The organism is Streptomyces sp. Y2F8-2, assembly GCF_014905555.1.
GTDB classification, from domain to species: domain Bacteria; phylum Actinomycetota; class Actinomycetes; order Streptomycetales; family Streptomycetaceae; genus Streptomyces; species Streptomyces cynarae.
Genome location: NZ_BNGS01000012.1, coordinates 270,060 through 293,385, shown reverse-complemented (window position 1 = coordinate 293,385; position 23,326 = coordinate 270,060). Strand labels below are relative to the sequence as shown.

The following is a 23,326-nucleotide window of genomic DNA, read 5'->3' as shown; positions in this document are numbered from 1 at the left end:
CGCCACGGGGCTGCCGGTCCGCGGCGGCAGGGCCAAAAAGGGCACACGGCGGCGACTGGGGCCGGTCGGCCCTAGTGCGTGCGGGCGGGGCGCGTGATGATCGTCGACAGTGGGCGGCCCGCGGTCCGTCCTTGGGCAGAGGTTCGACAGGGGAACGAGGAGTCGTCATGGCCGAGGCGCGCACCTTCAGCGAGCAGGACCCGATCCGGGTGTTCCTGCTGGACGACCACGAGGTCGTGCGGCGTGGCCTGGCCGACCTGCTGGAGGCCGAACCCGACATCTCGGTGGTCGGGGACGCCGACACCGTCGAACACGCGCTCGCCCGTGGCCCGGCGGTGCAGCCGGATGTGGCCGTCCTCGACGTGCGCCTGCCGGACGGCGACGGCATCACCGTCTGCCGTGAGCTGCGCAGCCACATGCCGGAGCTGGCCTGTCTGATGCTGACCTCGTTCGACGACGAGGACGCGCTGCTCGACGCGATCATGGCGGGCGCCTCGGGCTACGTCCTGAAGCAGATCAGGGGCTCCGACCTGGTGTCCGCGGTCCGCACCGTCGCCTCCGGCCAGTCGATGCTCGACCCGGCGACGACCGCGCGGCTGATGCACTCGCTGCGCGCCGACCCCGCCGAGCAGCCGGCCCTGTCACCCGAACTGGCGAGCCTGTCCCCGCGCGAGCGTGACATCCTCGCGCTGATCGGGGACGGGCTGACCAACCGGGAGATCGGCAAGAGGCTCTATCTGTCGGAGAAGACGGTCAAGAACCACATCTCGAGGCTGCTGGCCAAGCTGGGCGTGCAGCGCCGCGTCCAGGCGGCCGTCCTCGCCACCCACCTGGAACCGTCCGAGTCGGCGGAACGCACCGCCCGCTGAGCCGTACCCGCAGGCACTTCGGGACCCGCACCGCCAGTCACCCACCGGCCGCCCGTCACTCGCCCGCCGACCGCACCGGAACACGCCACACCAGCCGTGTCCCGCCGCCCTGCGGGCCTTCCCCCACGCCGAGCGTGCCGCCGAGGGCGACGGCCCGTTCCTCGAGGTTCCGCAGGCCGCTGCGGACGGCACCGGCGGGCACGCCACAGCCGTCGTCGGCCACCGTGAGGGTCAGCTCGCCCCCGCCGAGCCGCAGATGGACGTCCACGGCCCGTGCCCCGGAGTGCCGGGCCACGTTGCTCAGGGCCTCCCCGAGCACAGCGGTCACATCGTCGGCTACGTCGCCCGGGACGTCGGTGTCCACCAGGCCCTCGATGCGCAGCGCGGGCGTGAAACCCAGCGAGTCGGCCGACGCCGTCACCGCATCCGACACCCGTCTGCGCAGCCCGGACTCCTCCTGCCTCCGGTCGCCGTGTGCGCGCAGCCCGAAGATGGTGGAACGGATGATCTTGATGGTCTCGTCGAGGTCGTCGACGGTCCGCGAGAGCCGTTCGGCGGCCTCGGGGTGGTCGACGAAGCGCTGGGTGCTCTGCAGGGTCATGCCGGCCGCGAACAGCCGCTGGATCGCGAGGTCGTGCAGGTCGCGGGCGATCCGGTCGTGGTCCTTCAGCAGTGCGATCTGCTCGGCGTCCCGGCGCCGCTCGGCCAGCTCGAGCGCCAGCGCCGCCTGCCCCGCGAAGCCGAGCAGGGGGCCGGCGTCGGTGTCCGTGAACGGGGTGCGCCCCGCGGTGCGCCCGAGCACCAGGACGCCGATGGACTTGCCGCTCGCCACCAGCGGTACACCGACCACGGGGCCGAGCCCGGCCCACAGCGCCGAATCCGGGTCGATCCGGGGGTCGTGCCGGATGTCGGGGCTGACCACCGGTTCGGCGGTGCTCAGCGCGGCCTCCACGAAACCGTCCTGGCGGGACATCACGAGACCGCGGCGCCTGTCGGCCTCGCGACCGACCGCGAGCAGGGGGCGCAGCACGTCCTCCCCGGGGACCCGTTCGGCGATCATGCCGACCTCTGCGGAGGCGATCCGGCGCGCCTGCTCGACGATCAGCTCCAGCACGTCCGCGCTCGGAGCACCCGACAACAGGGCGCTCGTGACCTGGGAGCTGGCCCTCACCCAGCGCTCACGCAGCCGGGTCTCCTCGTAGAGCCGGGCGTTCTCGATCGCGACGCCGGCCGCCACCGCCAGGGCGGAGAGCACGGCCTCGTCCTCGGCGTCGAACTCCTCGGCGCCGCGCTTCTCGGTGAGGTAGAGGTTGCCGAACACCTGGTCGCGGACCCTGATCGGCACGCCGAGGAACGAGTGCATCGGCGGGTGGTGGGCCGGGAAGCCGTAGGAGGCCGGGTGGTCGGAGAGCTCGGACAGGCGCAGCGGCTCCGGATGGCGGATCAGCTCGCCGAGGATGCCGTGCCCGCTGGGCAGTGCCCCGATCCTCGTCCGCGCGTCCTCACTGACGCCGACGGTGAGGAACTGGGAGAGCGTGAGGTCGTCGCCGATGACGCCCAGCGCGCCGTACTCGGCGTCGACGAGCACCACGGCCGCCTCGACGATGCTGCGCAGCACCTGCGCCAGATCGAGTTCGCGTCCCACCGACAGGACGGCCTGAAGGAGGCGGTGCACCCGGTCCTGGGTGCCGCGTGCCGCGTCGATGCGGGCCTGCAGTTCGTCCAGCAGCTCGTCAAGCCGCAGCTGCGGCAGGTGCTGCTCGGACCGCCCGCGCGCTTCCCCGCTCATCGATTCCTCCGACCGGATCACGCAGACAGGGTGCGGGTCAACGGCGACTCTCCCGCCCTCACGATACTGACTTTCCGCCCGGACGGCGGCCCTTGCACTCACTCGGAGTGACCCGTCGGCGGCGTGCGCGGGGCGCGGCCATCGCGTCGGCCGTAGGGGCGCGTGGTGTGGCGGCCCGTGTGCGGTTGGTGCCTACTGACTTCAGCAGGTGACCGGTAGCCGGCGCGCGGGAGGTGTGGTGGCGGACGCGGGCGGGAAGGGGCGGCGCGGGGTGGGTGTGGTGCGGGGCAGCCGGCCGTCCCCGTCCGTGCGCCTCCCTCCGCGCGCCCGGGCCGCCGAACGGGTGCCCGCGGCCGAGCGTGTCGTTCCCTGGCTGCGCGTCGCCGCCGCCTACGCCTGGCGCCTGGTCCTCGTCGGGCTCGTCGTCTACGGCGTCTTCACCATTCTGGGCCGCTTCCAGCTCATCGCCGTCTCGTGGTTCCTCGCACTGGTGATCACCTCGGTGCTGCGCCCCCTGGCCGACCTCCTCGGCCGCTGGTTGCCACGGCCCCTGACCGTCGCGGTCTCGCTCGTCGGGAGCCTGCTGCTCCTGCTCGCCCTGTTCGCCCTCGTGGGTGAGGCCGTGGCGGGCGAGTGGGGAAGACTGACCGGGGAGTTCCGCGGCGGCATCAACAGGATCGAACGATGGCTCGAGGGCCCGCCGTTCCGGATCAGTCACAAGAGTCTCTCGCATCTGCAGGACCAGATCGGCTCGTATCTCTCGTCCCACCGGGCGGCCGTGTTCAGCAGCGCACTCAGCGGGCTGAGCCGGGTCGTCGAGCTGGTCACCGGGCTCGCCCTCGCGCTGTTCTTCGCCGTCTTCTTCATCCACTCGGGCGAACGCCTGTGGTCCTGGGTGCGCGACCAGCTCCTCCCCCGGGGTGCCCGACCGGCGTGGGACCGGGCGGGGCACGCGGCCTGGCGGACCTTCGCCGGGTACACGCGGGGCATCATCATCGTGGCCGGCACCAACGCCATCCTCGTCGGCATCGTCCTGTTGTTGCTTCGGGTGCCGCTCGCGCTGCCGCTCACCCTGCTGGAGTTCTTCGCCACGTTCGTGCCGCTGGTCGGCTCGCCTGTCGCGCTCGCCGTGGCCACCGTGGTCGCCCTGGCCGGGCGCGGCCCGATCACGGCGGCGGCCGTGGTGCTGCTCATCGTCGTCATCGGAGAGATCGAGGGGCACGTCCTGCACCCCCTCGTGATGAGCTGGGCCGTCCGCCTGCACCCTCTGGTCGTCGCCGTCTCCGTCCTCGCGGGCAGCATCGTCGCGGGCGTGGTCGGTGCCGTGGTGGCCGTGCCGTTCGTGTCCGTCGCCTGGGCGGTGCTGCAGGCGCTGCGCCCGGCGCCTCCTTGAGGCGCGCGCCCCCGCGTGCTGTGCCACGCTGACTCGCGCGGGGAGCGGTGGGCACCCGAGGCGGACGCACGGGAGGAGATGTGGGCCCTGACCGGCGGGAGGTGCCGTGGCACGGGACGGAGCACGTACCGTGGCTGCGGCGCAGGACCTTCCTTCAAGCGTGCGCGGGCGCCGGGGCGGCCGCCGCCTGCGACCCGCCCCCTTCCGCACACGACCATCCGCCGGCGGCCGCTTCGCACCGCCCCGAGGCGGAGCGGGACCGCGCCGGGACACCCGATTGGCGTATCCGCTCCCAAGGTCCCGCGACGGCCGTCGTCGGGTATGCGGACCGGGTGAGCGTGACCCCGGGCGAGGAGTGCGGTCTGTATGTGTCGACGACCGCGTCCTCCTTCCGCGTCTCGGCCTTCCGCGTGGGCTGGTACGGCGGGGCCGAGGCCCGGCTGGTCTGGGCCTCCGGGCGCGTACGGGGCCGCGTCCAGGCCGAGCCGCACCTGACGTCCGGCACCCGTACCGTCCGCACCGGCTGGAAGCGCACGCTCGCCTTCAGCACGGCGGGCTGGCCGGAGGGCGCGTATCTGCTGCGGCTGGACGCGGAGGGCGGCCACCAGCGGTACGTCCCGCTGATCGTGCGCTCCACGCAGGGAGCGGGCCGTACGGTGCTGATGCACGCCCCGGCGACCTGGCAGGCGTACAACCGGTGGGGCGGTTACAGCCTCTACGAGGGTCCCTCCGGTGCGTATGCCGCCCGGTCCCTCGCCGTCAGCTTCGACCGGCCCTACGACTCCAGCGGCGCGGAGAAGTTCCTGGTGTACGAGCGGGCGGCGGTGGTGCTGGCCGAACGGCTCGGGATTCCCCTCGCCTACACCACCGGGACGGACGTGCACCGCGACCCGGGGGTGCTGCGGGGCGCGAGGGCCGTCATCTGCCTCGGTCACGACGAGTACTGGACCCCGGAGCAGCGCCGGCACGTCACCCAGGCCCGCGACGCGGGCACCAACGTGGCGTTCCTGGGCGCCAACACCTGCTTCCGCCGGGTCCGGCTCGAGCAGGGCGAGGCGCAGCCCGACCGTACGGTGGTCTGCTACAAGTCCTCCTACCGCTCCGACCCCTGCTACAGCACCCACCCCACGCTGGTGACGACGGACTTCCGTCAGGCCCCCGGAGCCGACCCGGAGTCGTCGATGACGGGCGTGCTGTACGAGGGGTATCCGACGGACGCGCCGTACGTCGTGCACGCGGCCGACCACTGGCTGTACGAGGGCACGGGTGTACGCCCCGGGGACGGCTTCGGCCATCTGGTCGGTGTGGAGTACGACCGGGTCACCCCGGGCGCCCCCGTCCCGGAGCCCTTGGAGATCACGGCCCATTCGCCGCTGGTGTGCAACGGCCGGCGCAGCACCAGCGACTCGGCGTACTACACGGTGCCGAGCGGGGCGGGGGTCTTCGCCACCGGCACCATGCGCTGGGTGGAGGCCCTGATGGCCGGCACCCCGGACGGGGGCCACGACCACGGCATGGACACCCGCACCCGCGCCTTCGTCGCCCGGACCACGGAGAACCTGCTGCACGCCTTCGCGCTGGGCCCGGCCGCCCGCCATCGCCCCGCGCCGCGCCCCAACGTGAAGGACGTGTACAAGGGATCGGCATGAAAGGAATTCCCGGTTCCTCGCCGACCGGTCCTCATTTCAGGGACAGAGTCGCCCCATGATCAAAAGCGAATCTCCTTCCCGTGTCTCCCTCAAGCGCTGTGGAATTCAGTGACTTTCCGGCAACGGCTCCATGATGTCGTCGAGCCAGCCCCGCCATTGCGGCGCGCGTGCGGCACATCCCGCCGTCATGGACCGTTCCGTCCACTCCGTCACGGGCCGGATGCCGTGCAGGGCGTTCACCAGCCACACCTCGCGGCCGTCGAGTTCCTCGACGGTGCGCTCGCGGTGGGCCACGCGGACGCCGGTCCGGGCGGCGCGTTCCTGCACGAGGGCGACGGTCACCCCGGCCAGGACGGGCAGGTGCGGTGAAGGCAGGCACAGGGTGTCCTCCTCCCACCACACCACGCTGGAGTGGGCGGCCTCCAGCACCACCCCCAGGAGTGTCGGGCCCAGGTGAAAGGCGCGTGCGTCTGCCATGGTCACCACGCTCCCCGGCGGACCAGGTGACGGCGGAGCTTGCCGGTGGGGGTGCGGGGCAGCGACGGTACGAAGCTGACGCCGCGGGGCACCTTGAACGCGGCGAGGTTCTCGCGGGCCAGGCAGATCAGGTCGGCCTCCAGGCCGACGGGTATCGGGGTGACGGGCACGACGAAGGCGCGCAGCCGGCCCGCGCCCCGGTGGTCGGTGACGGCGGCGACCGCGACCTCCTTCACCGCCGGGTGCGTGCGCAGCAGTGCCTCCACCTCCAAGGGGGAGACGGTGATGCCGCCGACCATCTCCATGGCGTCCGCGCGGCCGAGATGCGTGAAGGTGCCGTCGGGGTTGCGGCGCGCCCGGTCCCTGGTGGCCAGCCAGCCGCCGGCGAGGGTGCGCGCGGTCTCCTCGGGCCGGCCCAGGTAGCCGGGCGTGACCGTCGGCCCGCGCACCCACAGTTCACCCTCCTCGCCGTCGGGCAGCGGGCGGCCGGCGTGGTCGCGCACCTCCACCTCGAAGCCCGGCACGGGCCGGCCGACGGTACCGGGGTGGTTGTGGTCGAAGCTGTTGGCGCAGAAGGCGTGTCCGGCCTCGCTGGAGCCGATCTGCTCCAGGACGGGGGCGCCGAGCAGATCGGTGATGCGCCGGCCGAGACCCGCGGGCAGCCCCTCCCCGGCCGACACGGCGGCCCGGACGGAGGCGAAGCACGCCTCGTGCCCGTCCGCCCGCTCCGCGACCAGAGCCGCGTACTGGGAGGGCACGGAGTAGAGCAGGGTCACCCGGTGGCGTACGACGAGTTCGTCCACGGCGGCGGGGTTCGGGAGGCGGTCCACCAGGACCGCCGAGGAGCCGGAGAACAGCGGGAAGACGAAGGCGTTGCCGAAGCCGTAGGCGAAGAACAGCTTCGACACCGACAGGGTGACGTCGTCGGGGGTGATCCGCAGCAGCCGGCGGCCGATGAGGTCGTGGTACGCCTTGGGGTCGCCGTGGCCGTGGACGACTCCCTTGGGGCGGCCGGTGGTTCCGGAGGTGTACTGGATGTAGAGCGGGGTGTGCCGGTCGGCCTGGTGGGCGGCGGTCGTGGGCGGTGCGGTCCGGGTGAGCGCGACGAGGTGGTCGGCGCCGAGCCGGACGCGGCGCGGGAACCGGTCGTCGAGGCCCGGCCCGGTCACGCACAGCACGGCCTCGGTGTCCTCGGCCATGAACTTCAGTTCGGGCGGGGTGAGTTCCGGGTTGACCAGGACCGCGACGGCACCGAGTCGCGCGGTGCCGAGGAACGCCGTCACCCAGGCGACGGAGTCGGGCAGCGCGAGCAGCACCCGGTCGCCGGGGCCGACCCCGTGGTCGGCGAGAACGGTGGCCGCGCGGGCCGCGAGGTCGTGCACCTGGCCGTGGGTCCAGGTGCGGTGGCCCTGGTGGAAGGCGGGCCGGTCGGTCCACGCGCGTCGCTCGGCGAGCGCGGCGAGCTGGGCCGCGAGGTTGCCGGGCGCCTGGGCGTCGGCGGGAATCAGCGTGGCCTGGGGTGTGGTCATCGGGCCGGCTCCTCCTCGGTGGCCGGGGCGGCGGTGTGCTCCCGGTAGGCGCGCATCGGGGCGGCGGTCTTCAGCAGCATCTCGTCGTACTCGTCGGCCGGGTCGGAGCCGAGGACGATCGCGCCGCCGGCGCCGAGGTGCAGCTCGTCGCCGGCGATGACGGCAGTGCGGATGACGATGCTCAGGTCGGCGCCACCGCCGCAGCCGAAGTAGCCGAGGGCGCCCGAGTACACGCCGCGGGCCTCGGTCTCCAGGCCGTCGATGATCTCCATGGTGCGCAGCTTGGGCGCGCCGGTCATGGAGCCGCCCGGGAAGCAGGCACGGACACAGTCCACGGCGTCCGCGCCTTCGCTCAGCCGCCCCTCGACGGTCGAGACCAGCTGGTGCACGGTGGCGTACGTCTCGGTGGCCATGAGCCGGGTGACCCGTACGGATCCGGTCGCGCAGACCCGGCCGAGGTCGTTGCGGAGCAGGTCGACGATCACGAGGTTCTCGGCGCGGGTCTTGTCGTCCACGGCCAGCGAGTGCCGCAGCCGTGCGTCCTGCGCCGGGTTCTTCCCGCGGGGGGCGGTGCCCTTGACGGGCCTGGCCTCCGCGACGCCGTCCGGGGTGATCCGCAGGAACCGCTCGGGCGAGGAGCCGGCCACGTCCAGGTCGCCGAACCGCAGGAACGCCGCGTAGGGGGCCGGATTGACCCGGCGCAGCGCCCGGTAGAAGGCGTACGGGTCGCGCGGTGCCGGTAACCGGACGGCGTCGGTCAGGCAGACCTCGTAGCTGGTGCCCGCCCGGAGCGCGTCCTTGCAGGCCTCGATGTCCGCGAGGTAGGTGGCGCGGTCCCGGACGAGCCACGGCTCGGCGGCGGTGGGGTCGGGGCCTGGCTCGCCGCCCGGCGGTTCGGTCGCCGTGTCCTGCCCCGACGGTCCGGAGACGAAGGTGAGCTGGGCCGTCACGGCGTCCAGCCAGTCGGTCGCCTCCCGCGTGGCCTGCGGGGTGTCCTCGGCGAGGCAGACCGCGTAGGTGGCGCCCTCCTCGTGGTCCACCGCGATGAGGCGGTCGGCGAACAGCCAGCAGGCGTCGGGGGTCCGGGCCCGGTGGCGGTTCACGGAGCCGCAGTCGGCCTTCGCCTCGTAGCCGAGGTAGCCGACGTAGCCGCCGGTGAAGTCGAAGGGCAGTCCGGTGGCGTCGACGCGGCGGGTCGCGAGCTGCCGCTTGAGGTAGTCGAAGACGCTCGCGCGCACCTTGCGCGGGGGCCGGCCGGGCCGTTCGACCTCGCACACGCCGGCGTCGACGTCGTAGCGCACGAACTCGGTCAGGGGGCCGGTGCCGTCACCGAAGAACGAGAAGCGGGCGAGGCCCGGTTCGACGCGCGAGCTGTCGAGCCAGAACGCGCGCTGGGCGTCGGCGTACATCCGGGTGAAGGCGGCCTCGGTGTCGACGGCGCCGGGCAGGCGGCGGTAGTGCAGCCGGTGGGCGGGTGGCGCGGTGCGGCGGGGGCGGGGGACGGCCGCGGAACGGGGAATGGTGGTGTTCTTCGTACGGGGTCTGCGGGCGCGCTCGGCGGTGAGGTTGCGGAAGTTCACGAGCATGCGGTGGCCGTAGTCGGTGAGCACGGACTCCGGGTGGAACTGCACGCCCCACAGCGGCCTGGTGCGGTGCCTGAGGCCCATCACCACGCCGTCCTCGGCCCAGGCGGTGGCCTCCAGGGTGTCCGGCAGCGGCTCGGTGACGGCCAGCGAGTGGTAGCGCACGGCGGTGAAGTTCTGCGGCAGTCCGTGGAACAGGTCCCGGGCGTCGTGCCGGACGGTCGACAGGTGCCCGTGCCGGGGCTGCGGTGCGGGCGCGATGCGGCCCCGCTCCCCCGCCGCGATGCCCTGGTGGCCGAGGCAGACCCCGAGCACGGGGACGCGGGAGTCGGCGACGATCCGGGCGGCGATGCCGAAGTCCCGGGGGTCGGCGGGGTGTCCGGGGCCCGGCGAGATCACCACGTTGTCGAACTCCCCCAAGTCCGGCAGGGCGTCGGCGGGGGTGTCGTTGAGGATCACCACCGGCTGCTCGCCGTTGACCTCGGAGAGCAGCTGGAACAGGTTGTACGTGTACGAGTCGTGATTGTCGATGAGCAGGGTCTTCACCCGCCCACCTCCCTTGCGTCGTTCTCGGACCTCAAGCGGTCCGCCGCTTGTGCCGTCCACGGAGCGCCTGGAGCGGCGGATACAGCCATTTCTTGAAGAAATGCTGGAGCCGTGGCCTCAGAATCCATGTGACGAGGGCCGTCACGCACAGGCACAGCAGCAGAGTGCGGATGAGAGGATTGAGGCTGCCGAGATAGGGGAGCACCGTCAGATTGAACAGGAGCACGGGCGGGAAAACCGCGCTCATATTCACGAACCACAACTTCCATTTCGCCGGCGGGCCCGGCGCGGGTGGGGTCGGCTTCCGCGGCTCCTGGGAGTCGAACCAGACTCCGGAACCACGGACACTCCGTCGTCCCGTCTCCCGGGCGAGTCCCTCGGCACGGGCCGCCCGCTGTGCCCGGACGAAGGAGTTCTCCCGGGCGCGGACGGAGTCCTCCCCCGAAGCGGTAGATCACATACCAGTCCGCCTCTCCGTCGACGAGCACCCCACCACCGAGAAAACCAGGCTGCTGCGCGGTCGCACGCAGCAGGGACCATCCCCAAGAGTGGAAATCGGCCTCGCGGCCCGGCACCACCTGATATGCGACGGTGACGGTAACGGGATTCCTGGTCACACCATCGAGTACGGAAGGATCTCGAGTCACGTTCAAACCTTCAACGAAGGTCTTTTCGAATGTCCGGAACGTGACTCTTGCTGCCGTTTGCTCGCCCTTGCCGTCTTCTGCCACCCCATACCGCAAGTAACTTCCGCCGAATTGCTGAAACCGCTTGCCGTGCTTACGGAAATCACTTGTCGATCGCCGTCCGGCGCGGAAAGGGAGGGAATCAGGGCCGGAACAAGGACGCCGCCGGGTCGCAGGACCCGGCGGCGTCCCCGTCCACCATCGGGTGGATCCCCTCGGTGCCCTACGGTCAGCAGATCCGGGGCAGTTGCTCCCCGAGTGGCATGTCCACCACCCGCGTGCCACCCAGCCCGGTACGGGCCACCACCATGCCGGGATGGTCCCGGACCACCTCGCCGATGATCGCGGCCTCGGCACCGCGCGGATGCGCCCGCATCGCGTCCACCACCGCGTCGGCGTGCTGGCGGGGCACGAACGCCACCAGCTTGCCCTCGTTGGCGACGTACATCGGGTCCAGACCCAGCACGGCACAGGCGTTGGCGACGGCGGGAGGGACGGGGACCTTGCGCTCCTCGATGACGACCCCGGCGCCCGCGGCGGCGGCGACCTCGTTCAGGGCGGCCGCCAGCCCGCCCCTCGTGGGGTCCCGCAGCATGTGCAGGTCCCGGGTGACGGCGAGCATGGCGTCCACCAGTCCGCCGAGCGGCGCGCAGTCACTCACGATCTCCACGCCGAACTCCAGCCCCTCCCGCACACTCATGATCGCCACACCGTGCACGCCGATCGCACCGCTGACGATCACGACGTCACCGGGGACGACCCGCTGCGGCCGAAGGTCGACACCCGCCGGGATGAGCCCGATCCCGGCCGTGTTGATGTAGATGCCGTCGCCGTGGCCGGCCTCCACCACCTTGGTGTCGCCCGTCACCACCTCGACCCCGGCCGCCCGCGCGGCCGCGCCCAGCGCGTCGGCGACCCGGGTGACCGTGTCGATCTCGACGCCCTCCTCCAGGATGAACCCGCAGGAGAGGTAGGCCGCCCGGGCCCCGCTGACGGCGAGGTCGTTCACGGTGCCGTTGACGGCGAGGTCGCCGATGCTGCCGCCGGGGAAGAACAGCGGCCGCACCACGAAGGAGTCGGTGGAGAAGGCCAGGCGCAGGCCGCCGAGCGACAGGGCGGCGGCGTCGCCGAGCCGGTGCAGCACCTCGCCCCCGAACGCGGGCGCGAACACGTTCTGGACCAGTTCCGCGGACAGCGCGCCGCCCCCGCCGTGGCCCATCACGATGCGGGACTGGTCGCGCAGCGGGGCCGGGCAGGTCCAGGCCGCCGGGTCCGGAAGCGGTGCGGTGACGTCGATGGCGTCAGACAACGGAGGTCGCCTCCCGGGCCGCAGGGGTGATGTCCAGGCGCCGGTAGAGGTAGTACGCGGCGCAGGCGCCCTCGCTCGAGACCATCGTGGCGCCGAGCGGGGTGCGCGGGGTGCACACGGTGCCGAACGCCTCGCACTCGTGCGGCTTGAGCAGGCCCTGCAGGACCTCGCCGCTGCGGCACGCGGCCGGCTCCTCGGTCCGGATGCCCTCGACCGAGAAGCGGTGCTCGGCGTCGTAGTCGCGGTACTTGGCGGACAGCCGCCAGCCGCTGTCCGGGATCACGCCGATGCCGCGCCAGGAGCGGTCGGTGACCTCGAAGACGTCCTCCAGCATGGCCTTGGCGGCCGGGTTGCCCTCGGGGCGTACCGCGCGCGCGTAGGCGTTGTCGACGGTGTGCTCGCCGCGCTCCAGCTGGGCCACGGTCCGGCGCACGCCCTCCAGGATGTCGAGGGGTTCGAACCCGGTCACCACGATCGGGACCCGGTGGCGCTCGGCCAGTTCCGGGTACTCGTCGATCCCCATCACGCTGCACACGTGCCCCGCGGCCAGGAAGCCCTGCACCCGGCACTGCGGGGACCGCATGATCGCCTCGATGGCGGGCGGCACGCGCACATGGGAGACCAGCATGCTGAAGTTCGGGATGCCGAGCTTGCGCGCCTGATACACCGTCATCGCGTTGGGGGGCGCGGTCGTCTCGAAGCCGATGCCGAAGAACACCACCTGCCGGGCGGGGTTCTGCTGGGCGATCCTGAGGGCGTCGAGAGGCGAGTAGACGACCCGTACGTCTCCGCCCTCACCCCGCACCTGGAACAGGTCCCGCCCGGTCCCGGGCACGCGGAGCATGTCACCGAAGGAGCAGAAGATCACCTCGGGTCGGGAGGCGATCTCCAGCGCCTTGTCGATGACCTCCAGCGGGGTCACGCACACGGGGCAGCCGGGCCCGTGGATCAGTTCGACCTGGTCGGGCAGCAGCTGGTCGATGCCGTGGCGGATGATGCTGTGCGTCTGTCCGCCGCAGACCTCCATCAGCGCCCAGGGCCTGGTCACCGTGGCGTGGATCTCGTCGAGGAGCCGGCGTGCCAGATCCGGGTCCTGGAACTCGTCGATGTACTTCACTGCTTCCGCGCCTCCTCGCGTGCGGGCGGCAGCACCCCGCCCGCCTCCGCGGCCATTTCCCAGGGGTCGCCGAACTCCTCCTGCAGCATGCCGAGTTCGGCGAACAGCTCGAGCGTCTGCCGCGCCGACTCCTCGTCCAGGCGCTGCAGGGCGAAGCCGACGTGGACGATGGCGTACTCGCCGACCTGGAGGTCGGGCAGGTACTCCAGGCACACCTCCTTGACCACACCGCCGAAGTCGACGGTGGCCATCCGGGTGCCGTCACGTTCCTCGATGTCCAGCACTCTGCCGGGTACCGCCAGGCACATGGGCCTCTCCTCGCTGTGGGTGGTGCGTCGCCCGGCGCTGCCGGGGCGGTCGGTCAGCCGGGGGCCGCCCCGGCACGTGCGGCGACGACGAGCTGGCCGAGGGCCAGGCCGCCGTCGCCCGGCGGGACCAGGTGGTGGCGCAGCACCGTGAAGCCGTCCGCGCCAAGGGCCCGCGCGCAGGCCGAGGAGAGCGGTGAGTTGAGGAACACGCCGCCGGTCAGGGCGACCGTGTCCACTTGGTGCCGCTCCCGCCCGAGCGCGCACACGCGGTGCACGAGATCAGCGACGGCCCGATGGAAACGGGCCGCGATCAGGTCCGGTCCCGCGCCCGCGCGCAGGTCGTCGACGATCGCGGCGAGGACGGGCGCCGGGTCGGCCCGCAGCGGGCCGACCCCCGGGCCGCCGGTCTTCTCCGCGCCGCCGATCCTCTCCGGGCCGCCGGTCTTCTCCGCGCCGCCGATCCTCTCCGCGCCGCCGTCCGTCTCCGGCTCCCGTAGGGCGAACGCGTACGCGGAGGTGTCCCCCGCCGGAGCCCGCAACGCGGCGGCCTCCAGCTCGACCGCGGCCTGGGCCTCGTATCCCGCCCGGTGGCAGACGCCGGCCAGGGACGACACCGCGTCGAACAGCCGGCCCATGCTGGACGTGGGAACGCAGTTCAGGTTCCGCTCCAACTGCCGTGCCAGCACCAGGCGTTCGTCGGGCGGGCAGGCGGCCACGCAGGGCAGATCCACGGACCAGCCGAGGCCGGCGGCGCGCAGATGCGCGAGCGCCATGCGGTACGGCCGGTGCACCGCGGCGTCGCCGCCGGGCAGCGGCACATAGGCGAGATGGCCGAGTCGGGTGAAACCGTCGTAGTCCGCGAGCAGGAACTCCCCGCCCCACACCGCCCCGTCGTCGCCGTAGCCGGTGCCGTCGAAGGCCACGCCGAGCACCGGCCTGCTGCCGTCGAGTCCATGTTCGGCCATCGTGGCGGCGACGTGGGCGTGGTGGTGCTGGACGCGGGCGACGGGGCGGCCCGCCGCGTTGCGGGCGGCCCACCGGGCGGATCGGTAGGCGGGATGCCGGTCGGCGGCAAGCAGCCGGGGCCGGACGGGGGTGATCGACTCCAGTTGGGCGACAGCACGTTCGAAGGCGTGCTGGGTGGCGAGGTCGTCCATGTCGCCGACGTGGGCGGACAGCCAGGCCCGGCGGCCCTCGCCGAGGCAGCAGACGTTCTTCAGGTCGCCGCCGACGGCGAGGGCCGGACGCACGGGAACCGGAAGGGTCAGCGGCAGGGGTGCGTAACCCCGGGCCCGGCGCACGATCAGCGGCCTGCCGTCGCACACGCGCACCACCGAGTCGTCGCACGGCACATGGATGGGCCGGTCGTGGGTGAGCCAGGCGTCGGCCAGGTGCGACAGCCGTTCGAGCGCCTCCTCGTCGTCGGTGACGATCGGCTCGCCGGAGACGTTGCCGCTCGTCATGACGAGCAGTCGCGGGCCGTCGGCGTCGCCGGGCAGGCCGAGCAGCAGATGGTGCACGGGGGTGTACGGCAGCATGACGCCGAGGTCGGGGCTGCCGGGTGCGACGGCGTCGGCGGGCCGGTGGACTCCGCGCGCGGGCGTCATGCGGCGCAGCAGCACGATGGGGCGGACGGTGCCGGTGAGCAGGCTCCGCTCCTCGTCGGTGAGCCGCACCAGGTGCGCGATGTCGTCCGTGTTCCGGGCCATCAGGGCGAACGGTTTGGCCCCGCGGGCCTTGCGGCTGCGCAGCCGGGTGACGGCGCCGGGGTCGGTGGCGTCGCAGGCCAGGTGGTAGCCGCCCACGCCCTTGACGGCGACGATCGCGCCGGACGCCAGCAGCCGGCGCGCCCCGGTGACCGGGTCGGTGTCCGTGACCGGTCGCGGCGGGCCGTCGCCGTCCCGGGGGCGGAGGAGCAGCCGCAGGCGTGGCCCGCAGGCGGGGCAGGCGACCGGCTGCGCGTGGAAGCGGCGGTCGACGGGATCGGCGTACTCACGGGCGCAGTCGGGGCACATCGGGAAGCCGGCCATGGTGGTCGCCGCCCGGTCGTAGGGCACGCCCGTGACGATCGTGAACCGGGGGCCGCAGTGCGTGCAGGTGATGAAGGGGTGGCGGTGGCGCCGGTCGGCGGGGTCCGCCAGCTCCCGCAGGCACGCGGCGCAGGTGGCGGTGTCCGGTGGGATCAGGGTGCCCGCGGGGCCGTCCGTGCGGGAGGCGAGAATGGTGAACGCCGTGTCGCCCGCAGGCGGCACGTCCTGGTGGTCGACGCGCTCGACGCGGGCCAGCGGCGGGGCGTCCTCGGCGATGCGGTCGCAGAACCGGTCGACGGCGGCGGGCGCCCCCTCGACCTCCGCGACGACGCCCTCGGGGGTGTTCGTGACATGTCCCGCCAGGCCGAGGGAGGTGGCGAGGGCGTGGACGTACGGCCGGAAACCCACGCCCTGCACCACGCCCCGTACGGTGACCCTGCGGCGCAGCCGCGCCTGGACGGCGACGGCCGTCGGGGGCGGAGCGCTCACGAGCGGGACTGCGCCAGGGCGCCGGCGCGGTCCGCGTGGTCATGGGTGTGGCCGTGGGCCGGCCGGGCCATGACGGGGGTGTGCAGGGGGGCGCCGTCCGCGGCGGCCAGCGCCCGGTCGAGCAGGGCGCCGGGCCCCAGGTCCCGGCGGGCGGAGGTGAGCAGCACCTCCACACCGGGGTTGACCTGCTCCACGTTCGCACGGAACGCCGCCAGGTCGAAGGCGACGGCCTCGGCGATGTCGGTCTTGGTGACCACCACCAGGTGGGCGAGGCCGAAGGCGGTGGGGTACTTCAGCGGCTTGTCCTCGCCCTCGGTCACGGAGGCGAGGACGACGCGCAGCGTCTCCCCCAGGTCGTAGGAGGCCGGGCAGACGAGGTTGCCGACGTTCTCCACGAACAGCAGCCGGGTCCCCTCCGGCAGCCATCCCTGGAGGTGGCGGGCGAGCATGTCGGCCTCCAGGTGGCACAGCCCGTCGGTGAGGACCTGCTTGACCGGAACGCCCGAACGCGCCAGCCGTGTGGCGTCGTTCTCGGTGGCGAGGTCGGCGGTGAGCGCCGCGACCGGCACGGACCGCTCCCGGGCCAGCACCAGTTCCCGTTCCAGGAGGGCGGTCTTGCCGCTGCCCGGGCTGGACAGCAGGTTGACGACGGTGGTGCCGCGGGCCGCGAGCTCGGCGCGCAGGGTGTGCGCGGCCTGGTCGTTCTTGGCGAGCACGGCCTGCTGCAGGTCGACCACTCGGCACATGGTTCAGCGCTCCTCGGGGACGGTTTCGCGGGTGGGTGCGTGCGTCCGGGCGTCCTCCCAGTGCACGCTGACGATCTGCAGTTCGCGGCCCGACAGCAGGTCGATGGCGGCGCCGTCGCACCGCGGGCAGCTCAGCAGGGGCGGCATGCCGACGGCCCATTCGTGCGCGCACGGCTCGCAGCGAGCCCGCCCCGGGACCTCGTCGGTGACGAGTTCGGCGCCCTCCAGCAGGGTCCCGGCGCAGGCCAGTTCGAAGCAGAAGGACAGGGCGTCGGGTACGACACCGGCGAGTTCCCCCACCCGGAGCCGCACCGAACGCACCGCCGTGACGTCACCGGCCCGCTCGGCCGCCTCTTCCACCTGGCCGATCACCGCCAGCGCGATGGACATCTCGTGCATGGGTCTCCGTCCCGGCGAAGGCCGGACCCCCGCCCCGTGGGGACGGGGACCGCGTGCGCGGCCCGCCGGGAACCATTAGAGGTGAGGCACCCCGGGCCCGTGCACCGGCACGCCGTCGCCGCCCGGCGGCGTACGCCGTTCGCCGCACAGCATCTCCTCGATCAGCCGGACGGCCTCGGGGACCGCAGCGGACACGGGCGGGCTCAGTCCGACGCGCTCCTCCACGGCGGCCGGTTCGCAGCCGACCACCAGCGTGCGGCGCGGCGGTTCGGCTCCGGTTCCGGCGCACAGGGTGCTCAGCAGGGCGAGTACGGCGTCGGGGGTCATCCGGTGGCCGTCGATCGTGGCCACTTCGACATCGTCGGCGCCCATGTCGTCGTGCTCGATGACGTACAGGGTTCCGGGGGCCTCGCCGCGCGCGGTGGCGTCCACCAGGATCAGGGTGTCGTAGCCGTCGAGGAGCTGGTAGGCGAGGTGCACTCCGCGCACCCCGATGTCCACCACCTCGACGTGTGCGGGCAGTTGGCGCCGGGTGAGCGCTTGGACGGTCTCCACGCCGAAGCCGTCGTCCCCGAGGAAGACGTTCCCGATGCCGGCGACGAGGACGGTGCCGCTCATACGTGGCCCTCCAGCGGGGTGACCTCGTCGAGGCGGAAGTAGTGGAAGGTTCCCCGCTCGCGGCGGACGTCGGCGCCCGGGTCGTCGTCCACGGTCACCGCCAGGTGGACCGAGCCGTCCACGTCGTGCCGCACGGCCTCGACGGTCGCGGGGCGGCCCCGCAGGAACACGTCCTGGGCGTCGGTGCGCCGCAGCCCCGGGTTGAGCCGCACCCGGCTCCCGGGACCCACCGGCCGCCCGCTCACCACGATCCGCCCGCCCTCCGGTTCGCCGCCGGGCCCGGCCGCCGGGTCCCGCCACGGCGTGTCCGCAGGCGGCACGCCCTGCGGGTCGATCCTCGGGTGGTCCTCCAGGACGACCGGTGAGGACAGCATCACGTCGGCGCGGCCCGGTTCGCCGGTGAGGACGGGCCAGGTGTGCAGATTGCGGCAGGACGCGATCGCGGCCCGGGCCCACTCGGGGGGATCGCTCATCGACAGGAAGGAGCCGGCGCTCAGCCCCATCAGCAGATGAGTGGAGACCAGGGAGTGCGGCAGTGCCGCGCCCCGGTCGGCGCTCTCCCCGGCCTCGGGCGCCCAGACGCTGGTGTTCTCGACCACGGCGGTGAGTCGCAGGAGCGGGCAGGGCCCCTCGAGCCGGTGTGCAGACAGCCGCAGCAGACCGCGGATCTCTTCCCCCCGGCGGACCGTTCGGCCGGCGACCCGGCCATCCTCGTCGAGGATCTGTTCGTACTCCTCCCCCGCGCGGCGGCCGAAGGCGACGATGACCCCGTCACCGTCGGTGAGCTCGTCCACGGTGACGACCGCCTCGACGCGCTCCTGGGTGCCCTCGTCGCAGGACACCAGGAGCCTTTCGCCCACCCGGAGTTCGGGCATCGTCTCGAACTCGCCGTCGAGGCACGCCCGTTGCACCGTGCGCCGCCGGGCGCGCAGGAAGCGCAGCTCCACCGCGAGGGTGGCGCCGGGCCCCGGCTCCATCAGGCATTCGGTGTGCTGGAAGTCGTACTCCTCGCTGCCAGCGCCCCAGGCGGGCGGTACGAGCACCCCGCACTGCCTGCGCAGCCGGGCGCCGGGGGCGGCGGCCCGGTACGGATGGAGCGGGCAGCCCTCGAAGAGGACGGCGTCCGCCACCTTCCGGGCGAGGGCGAAGCGGGCCTCCAGCTGCGGGGCGAACACGGTCACGCTCATGGCGGTCCTTCCGGTGGTGCCGGCTACGAAGTGCGCTCGTCGGCGGACCGGACGGGTTCCGCCGTGGTGCGGGGGCCGGTGGCCTGGGCCAGGTGCGGGGGCGTGCACAACGGCTTCTCCTTGCGGACGAAGGCGCGTCTCAGTGCGTGGTAGGGGGCGTCCGGGTCGTGGAAGACGCGGTGCATCGCGGCCAGCTCCCGTTCCCTGAAGGCGGACAAGGGCTCGGTGCTCTCCTGGCGCTCCAGTGCCTCCTTCTTCGTCGCGATCCGTGCGCGTGTCCCCGGTAGCGACGCCAGCCGTGCCGCCAGCCGGCCGGCCTCCGCGGCGAAGTCCTGCGGCGCGCACTCGATCACCCGGTCGACGAGCCCGAGGCCGAGGGCGCCGGCGGCGCTCATCGGCAGCGCCTCGCGCACGATGCGGTCGGCCGCGGCGGCGCCCACCCGGCGGGGCAACGTGTACGTCCAGTACTCCGAGCCGGTGAGGCCCATCAGCCGGTAGTGCGGGTTCAGTACACAACCGGAGCGGCACCACACCTCGTCGGCGGCCAGGGCCAGCATCGCGCCGCCCGCCGCCGCGTTGCCCGCGAGTGCGGCGACCACCAGCCGGTCCGTGGTCGTCAGGACCGCCTCGACCAGGTCGTCGATGGCGTTGATGTTCGCCCAGGACTCGGCCGCCGGGTCCTCGGCCGCCTCGATGACGCCCAGGTGGATCCCGTTGGAGAAGAAGTCCCGCTGCCCGCCGAGCACCAGCACCGAGGTGGGGCGCGCGCAGGCCTGGCGGTAGGCGTCCAGAAGGCGCCGGCACTGCGTGGTGCTCATCGCGCCGCCCGGGAAGGAGAACGAGAGGAAGCCGACGCCGCCCTCCTCCCGGTAGCGGATGTCCGTCCAGGTGGGCCACCGCGCGCCCGGCGGGACGGGCAGCTCGGGCAGCGGGGGCAGCCGGTCGCCGAGGGCCTGCACGGCGGGGAGCTTGACCGAGCGCGGCTGCCCGGGTTGGCGCCGCCGTCGCAGCTCGGGGATCCACACCGCGCCGTCGCATGTCGCCCGGCAGATCGCCCCGGCCCGGGTGGCGAGCAGCTCCCCGGGGGCACCGCGCAGGCCGTTGTCGGGGTGCCCGCCGTGCAGGTACCACTCCTCGCCGAGCAGCACGTCCAGCACGCCGGGTTGCGAGTCGGCCGCGCGCAACTTGCGCAGGACGGTGTCGGTCGTGTCGGTGTCCCAGTCGATGCGCCGCACGCTCTGGTCCAGATACGGACGGGGCCGCGACGTGTCCTGGCGCACGGGTGTGTGGGTCCCGGAGGCGAAGCGCTCGACGGCGAGCAGGACGGCGGCGAGGGCCGCGTCGGCGATCTCGCCCCGGTACAGGTCGCTCTTGGACAGCGGCGGGAGGGGGCAGGCGACGGACGCCCACACGTCACCGGCGTCCATCTCCTCCTCCGCCTGGAGGACCGTCACACCCCAGCGCTCGGCGCCCTCCTGGACGGCCCAGTCGAGGGAGGACGGCCCCCGGTCGCCGACGGGCCCCGGGTGGACGATGAAGCACGGGTACGCCGCCCACACCTCGCGGGGGACCGCCGTCTTCAGCAGGGGCGCTAGAACGAGTTGGGGGGAGTGCCGCCGTACCGCCTCGCTCAGCGAACCGTCGGGCAGGGCGAGTTCCACCGCGACGGTGTGGCCGCGGTCGCGCAGTTCGGCATGGACGCGCTGGGTGAGGCTGTTGAACGCGCTGGCCACGAGCAGGATGTGCACGGCGTACTCCCGGCGGACGACGGTACGGACAGATGTGCCAGGCCATCTGCGATCGTCTGCCACAGCCGTCGGCCGCCACCGCAGACAGGCGGCAGATTCACCCGAAAGGCGGTTACCCGGGCCACCACTCGGCGGCGGGCAGGTCACGGGAACCGCACTGGAACCGCCACCGTGTGTGACGGAAGCCGGCTTCACTCGTAGGCCGCCCAAGGGACGAACCTGGGGCCGACACGGCATCACCTTTGCAGGTGACCATCAGCGGACGGCGTTCCGGACGCCTGTCCGTGGCCGGACTGATCGCCACGCGGCCCGGGCCGCCCACCCGCCTGTGCCTTCGCTCCCACTCCACGGGCAAGGGCGCCCGGCGCAGCATGAGCGAGCGTGACTCCACCCAGCTCCTGGACGGGGTCCGCCAACTGTCGGCATTGTCATCCTTGCGGTTCTGTACGGACGCCGCGCTCACCAGTTCCTCGACCTGCTCGGCACGTTCCGCGGTGGCTGAAACCACAACCATGGCACCCAGTTCTCCGGGCCGGCTCAGGCGCGCTCCCTCGTGCCGCACGCAGGCCGCCGCCGGCCGCTCGAGGAGACGGGCGAGTGACCTCAACTCGAGCCGGGCGGCGCCGTCTCGCTGCCGTTGTCGTACGGTGATCGGTCCTGGTGGTGAGCCGAGGCGCGACAGGTGTCGCCAAGGCAGGCTTGTTGTCACTTCGCGTCGGAGCCTGGCTGTGGTTCCGGCAACGCCGGTGCCGGCCAGTCACCTCGTACCGCACGATGTGTCGGGAGCTGATGGCAGACCGGACGCTGTCCCCGAAATCCAGCATGGTGTCCCGGCGTTCACCGCCGTCGGTCACAGGGCAGTGGCGGCGCGGACCAGCCCCGCGACCGCCGTTGAGCGGCTGTGTGGGGGCCAGGCGATGACCGTGGTGACGTGGGGGGCGTCGGGGACCGGTACGGCGGTGAGGTCCTCGCGCAGGCCGGTGCGGCCCGACTCCGGCACAACCGCGCAGGCCCGGCCGAGGGCGATGAGCTGGGTGAGTTGCGTGTGGTCGCGCACCTGCGGTCCGGGGCCGTCCGGGAAGGTGCCGTCAGGGCGAGGCCAGCGGGGCAGGGGCAGGTCGGGAAGGTCGGTGACCTCGGCGAGCCGCACGTGGGGGCGGGCGCTGAGAGGGTGGCCCGCCGGGAGGATCGCGACCTGACCCTCGGAGTGCAGGTCCTCGGTGTCGAAGCCGGCCGTGTCGTCGAATGGCCGATGCAGCAGGGCTACGTCGGCCCGGCCGTCGTGCAGCAACCGTGCCTGCTCGCCCGGTCCGCACAGCACGACGTCCACGGCGACGGCGCCGGGCTCTGCGGCGTAGGCGTCGAGGAGTTTCGCCAGCAGTTCACCGGAGGCGCCCGCCTTCGCGGCCAGGACCACGGCGGGGCGGCCGGTCGCCGCGAGGGCGGCCCGGCGGGTGCGCCGTTCGGCGGCCTCGACGGCGTCCAGCGCCGCCCGCGCCTCCCGCAGCAGCACCGCCCCTGCCCCGGTCAGGGCGACACCCCGGCTGCCGCGCTCCAGCAGGAGGGTGCCCAGGCGCCGTTCGAGCCCGCCGATCGCCCGCGACAGCGGGGGTTGGGCGATCCCGAGCCGCTGCGCGGCCCGGCCGAAGTGCAGCTCTTCGGCGACCGCGACGAAGTACCGCAGCTCACGTGTCTCCACCCCGCCAGCCTAACCGGGATGGCCAGGAGCGATACCCGGGCGGTATCGCCGTCCACCCAGTCGGTCTTGGACGCCCTGCCCGGCGGGGGCGAAGTATCGATGTCATGAGTGAGACGAACACCGTGAACCACCACAAGGTCGCGCTGGTGACCGGGGCCAACAAGGGCATCGGGTACGAGATCGCCGCCGGGCTCGGCGCCCTCGGCTGGTCCGTCGGAATCGGCGCGCGGAACGAGGAGCGGCGCGAGGCCGCTGTGGACAAGCTGCGCGCGGCCGGAGCCGACGCGTTCGGCGTGCCGCTGGATGTGACCGACGACGCCAGCGTGACAGCGGCGGCTCGGCTGATGGAGGAGCGGGCCGGGCGGCTCGACGCGCTCGTCAACAATGCGGGGATCACCGGCGGCGGACCGCAGGAGCCCACCACGGTCGACGTGAACCGGGTACGGGCGGCCGTGGAGACCAACGTGATCGGCGTCATCCGCGTCACCAACGCCCTGCTCCCTCTGCTGCGCCGCTCGCCGTCGCCGCGGATTGTGAACGTCTCCAGCAGCGTCGGCTCCCTCACGCTTCAGACCACGCCGGGCGCCGAGACGGGCCCCATCTCCATCGCCTACGCACCGTCGAAGACGTTCCTCAACGCCGTCACCGTGCAGTACGCCAAGGAACTGGCCGGCACCCACATCCTGATCAACGCCGTCTGCCCCGGCTTCACGGCGACCGACCTCAACGGCTTCCGGGGAGTGCGCACCCCCCAGCAGGGCGCAGCCGCCGCGATCCGGCTGGCCACCGTATCGGCCGACGGGCCGACGGGCCGCTTCTTCGACGACGAGGGAGCGGTGCCCTGGTGACGCGCTTCCGGTTCGCGCCGCCCCGGGGAGATGGCGCATGCGCGTTCAGGTACCCGGGCCGCAAGCCGGTCCCGGACCGGCAGGCGCTGTGCGGGATCCTGTTTGTGCTGCATACCGGCATCCAGTAGGAACACCTGCACGAGGTGCTGCTGGCCGAGCTGAATGCCGCCGCCCGCCTCGACTGGTCGGGGGCGGTCGTGGACTCCAGCCACGTCAGAGCGTTAAAAGGGGGCTCCGGACGGGCCCGTCGCCAGTTGACCGGGGACGGGCCGGCTCCAAGCACCACCTGATCACCGACGGCCACGGC

18 protein-coding genes and 2 pseudogenes are annotated in these 23,326 nt (G+C 73.1%); 5 read left to right on the top strand and 15 right to left on the bottom strand.

Annotated elements, in window-relative coordinates:
• The first annotated feature begins 167 nt into the window (after positions 1 to 167).
• A complete protein-coding gene (locus SY2F82_RS33700; RefSeq protein ID WP_200422866.1) occupies positions 168 to 869 on the top strand; it encodes a response regulator transcription factor in 702 nt (233 codons plus the stop codon).
• A gap of 55 nt (positions 870 to 924) precedes the next feature.
• On the opposite strand, the gene SY2F82_RS33695 is transcribed toward SY2F82_RS33700, so the two are convergent.
• Positions 925 to 2,658, bottom strand: coding sequence for a GAF domain-containing protein (locus SY2F82_RS33695; RefSeq protein ID WP_308437806.1), 1,734 nt, complete (start codon positions 2,656 to 2,658; stop codon positions 925 to 927).
• Positions 2,659 to 2,866: 208 nt separating this feature from the next.
• On the opposite strand from SY2F82_RS33695, the gene SY2F82_RS33690 reads away from it, so the two are divergent.
• Together SY2F82_RS33690 and SY2F82_RS33685 are read left to right on the top strand one after the other, a co-directional pair.
• Positions 2,867 to 4,051 carry an AI-2E family transporter gene (locus tag SY2F82_RS33690; protein ID WP_236041933.1) on the top strand — a complete coding sequence of 395 codons (1,185 nt, stop codon included), beginning with the start codon at positions 2,867 to 2,869 and terminating at the stop codon, positions 4,049 to 4,051.
• 332 nt (positions 4,052 to 4,383) lie between these two features.
• Positions 4,384 to 5,700 (top strand): N,N-dimethylformamidase beta subunit family domain-containing protein, encoded by a 1,317-nt coding sequence (locus SY2F82_RS33685; protein ID WP_374707227.1) that lies wholly within the window; start codon positions 4,384 to 4,386, stop codon positions 5,698 to 5,700.
• A gap of 105 nt (positions 5,701 to 5,805) precedes the next feature.
• Here SY2F82_RS33685 and SY2F82_RS33680 read toward each other — a convergent pair whose 3' ends face one another.
• The 14 genes and pseudogenes from SY2F82_RS33680 to SY2F82_RS33615 all read right to left on the bottom strand — a co-directional run bounded on the left by SY2F82_RS33680 (position 5,806) and on the right by SY2F82_RS33615 (position 22,171).
• Positions 5,806 to 6,177, bottom strand: coding sequence for an aminotransferase class IV (locus tag SY2F82_RS33680; RefSeq protein ID WP_200422864.1), 372 nt, complete (start codon positions 6,175 to 6,177; stop codon positions 5,806 to 5,808).
• Positions 6,178 to 6,179: 2 nt separating this feature from the next.
• Positions 6,180 to 7,706, bottom strand: a complete 1,527-nt coding sequence (locus SY2F82_RS33675; protein WP_200422863.1) for an AMP-binding protein — start codon at positions 7,704 to 7,706, stop codon at positions 6,180 to 6,182.
• Positions 7,703 to 9,835, bottom strand: a complete 2,133-nt coding sequence (gene pabB / locus SY2F82_RS33670; RefSeq protein ID WP_200422862.1) for an aminodeoxychorismate synthase component I — start codon at positions 9,833 to 9,835, stop codon at positions 7,703 to 7,705. The genes SY2F82_RS33675 and pabB overlap by 4 nt, the downstream gene beginning before the upstream one ends.
• 31 nt (positions 9,836 to 9,866) lie before the next feature.
• Positions 9,867 to 10,452: pseudogene (locus tag SY2F82_RS33665) on the bottom strand (hypothetical protein).
• Positions 10,453 to 10,750: 298 nt separating this feature from the next.
• Positions 10,751 to 11,830 carry a hydrogenase expression/formation protein HypE gene (gene hypE / locus SY2F82_RS33660; protein ID WP_308437805.1) on the bottom strand — a complete coding sequence of 360 codons (1,080 nt, stop codon included), beginning with the start codon at positions 11,828 to 11,830 and terminating at the stop codon, positions 10,751 to 10,753.
• Positions 11,823 to 12,947 carry a hydrogenase formation protein HypD gene (gene hypD / locus SY2F82_RS33655; protein ID WP_200422861.1) on the bottom strand — a complete coding sequence of 375 codons (1,125 nt, stop codon included), beginning with the start codon at positions 12,945 to 12,947 and terminating at the stop codon, positions 11,823 to 11,825. The genes hypE and hypD overlap by 8 nt, the downstream gene beginning before the upstream one ends.
• A complete protein-coding gene (locus tag SY2F82_RS33650; protein WP_200422860.1) occupies positions 12,944 to 13,255 on the bottom strand; it encodes a HypC/HybG/HupF family hydrogenase formation chaperone in 312 nt (103 codons plus the stop codon). The genes hypD and SY2F82_RS33650 overlap by 4 nt, the downstream gene beginning before the upstream one ends.
• Positions 13,256 to 13,308: 53 nt before the next feature.
• Positions 13,309 to 15,774: a carbamoyltransferase HypF gene (gene hypF / locus SY2F82_RS33645; protein ID WP_200422859.1), complete on the bottom strand. Its 2,466-nt coding sequence runs from the start codon at positions 15,772 to 15,774 to the stop codon at positions 13,309 to 13,311.
• The gene (gene hypB / locus SY2F82_RS33640; protein WP_200422858.1) at positions 15,771 to 16,520 is read right to left on the bottom strand and encodes a hydrogenase nickel incorporation protein HypB; all 750 of its coding nucleotides are present in this window, start codon (positions 16,518 to 16,520) and stop codon (positions 15,771 to 15,773) included. The genes hypF and hypB overlap by 4 nt, the downstream gene beginning before the upstream one ends.
• A 3-nt stretch (positions 16,521 to 16,523) precedes the next feature.
• Positions 16,524 to 16,919: a hydrogenase maturation nickel metallochaperone HypA gene (gene hypA, locus SY2F82_RS33635; protein ID WP_200422857.1), complete on the bottom strand. Its 396-nt coding sequence runs from the start codon at positions 16,917 to 16,919 to the stop codon at positions 16,524 to 16,526.
• Positions 16,920 to 16,994: 75 nt separating this feature from the next.
• Complete coding sequence (locus SY2F82_RS33630; protein ID WP_200422856.1) at positions 16,995 to 17,537, bottom strand: hydrogenase maturation protease; 543 nt, start codon at positions 17,535 to 17,537, stop codon at positions 16,995 to 16,997.
• Positions 17,534 to 18,724: a hypothetical protein gene (locus SY2F82_RS33625; RefSeq protein ID WP_200422855.1), complete on the bottom strand. Its 1,191-nt coding sequence runs from the start codon at positions 18,722 to 18,724 to the stop codon at positions 17,534 to 17,536. The genes SY2F82_RS33630 and SY2F82_RS33625 overlap by 4 nt, the downstream gene beginning before the upstream one ends.
• 23 nt (positions 18,725 to 18,747) lie before the next feature.
• Positions 18,748 to 20,472 (bottom strand): enoyl-CoA hydratase-related protein, encoded by a 1,725-nt coding sequence (locus SY2F82_RS33620; protein WP_200422854.1) that lies wholly within the window; start codon positions 20,470 to 20,472, stop codon positions 18,748 to 18,750.
• Positions 20,473 to 21,322: 850 nt separating this feature from the next.
• Complete coding sequence (locus tag SY2F82_RS33615) at positions 21,323 to 22,171, bottom strand: LysR family transcriptional regulator (RefSeq protein WP_200422853.1); 849 nt, start codon at positions 22,169 to 22,171, stop codon at positions 21,323 to 21,325.
• 104 nt (positions 22,172 to 22,275) lie between these two features.
• Here SY2F82_RS33615 and SY2F82_RS33610 point away from each other — a divergent pair, with 104 nt between their 5' ends.
• Both SY2F82_RS33610 and SY2F82_RS33605 read left to right on the top strand, forming a co-directional pair.
• Positions 22,276 to 23,019, top strand: a complete 744-nt coding sequence (locus tag SY2F82_RS33610) for an SDR family oxidoreductase (RefSeq protein WP_200422852.1) — start codon at positions 22,276 to 22,278, stop codon at positions 23,017 to 23,019.
• A 134-nt stretch (positions 23,020 to 23,153) separates the two neighbouring features.
• Positions 23,154 to 23,326 (top strand): annotated as a pseudogene (locus SY2F82_RS33605) (IS5/IS1182 family transposase); the annotation flags it as partial.

Bases quoted from the DNA above. Each gene is read 5' to 3' on its own strand.
- SY2F82_RS33700 (WP_200422866.1), top strand. From the start codon at position 168: ATGGCCGAGGCGCGCACCTTCAGCGAGCAGGACCCGATCCGGGTGTTC.
- SY2F82_RS33695 (WP_308437806.1), bottom strand. From the start codon at position 2,658: ATGAGCGGGGAAGCGCGCGGGCGGTCCGAGCAGCACCTGCCGCAGCTG.
- SY2F82_RS33680 (WP_200422864.1), bottom strand. From the start codon at position 6,177: ATGGCAGACGCACGCGCCTTTCACCTGGGCCCGACACTCCTGGGGGTG.
- SY2F82_RS33675 (WP_200422863.1), bottom strand. From the start codon at position 7,706: ATGACCACACCCCAGGCCACGCTGATTCCCGCCGACGCCCAGGCGCCC.
- SY2F82_RS33650 (WP_200422860.1), bottom strand. From the start codon at position 13,255: ATGTGCCTGGCGGTACCCGGCAGAGTGCTGGACATCGAGGAACGTGAC.
- hypB (WP_200422858.1), bottom strand. From the start codon at position 16,520: ATGTGCCGAGTGGTCGACCTGCAGCAGGCCGTGCTCGCCAAGAACGAC.
- hypA (WP_200422857.1), bottom strand. From the start codon at position 16,919: ATGCACGAGATGTCCATCGCGCTGGCGGTGATCGGCCAGGTGGAAGAG.
- SY2F82_RS33630 (WP_200422856.1), bottom strand. From the start codon at position 17,537: ATGAGCGGCACCGTCCTCGTCGCCGGCATCGGGAACGTCTTCCTCGGG.
- SY2F82_RS33625 (WP_200422855.1), bottom strand. From the start codon at position 18,724: ATGAGCGTGACCGTGTTCGCCCCGCAGCTGGAGGCCCGCTTCGCCCTC.
- SY2F82_RS33610 (WP_200422852.1), top strand. From the start codon at position 22,276: ATGAGTGAGACGAACACCGTGAACCACCACAAGGTCGCGCTGGTGACC.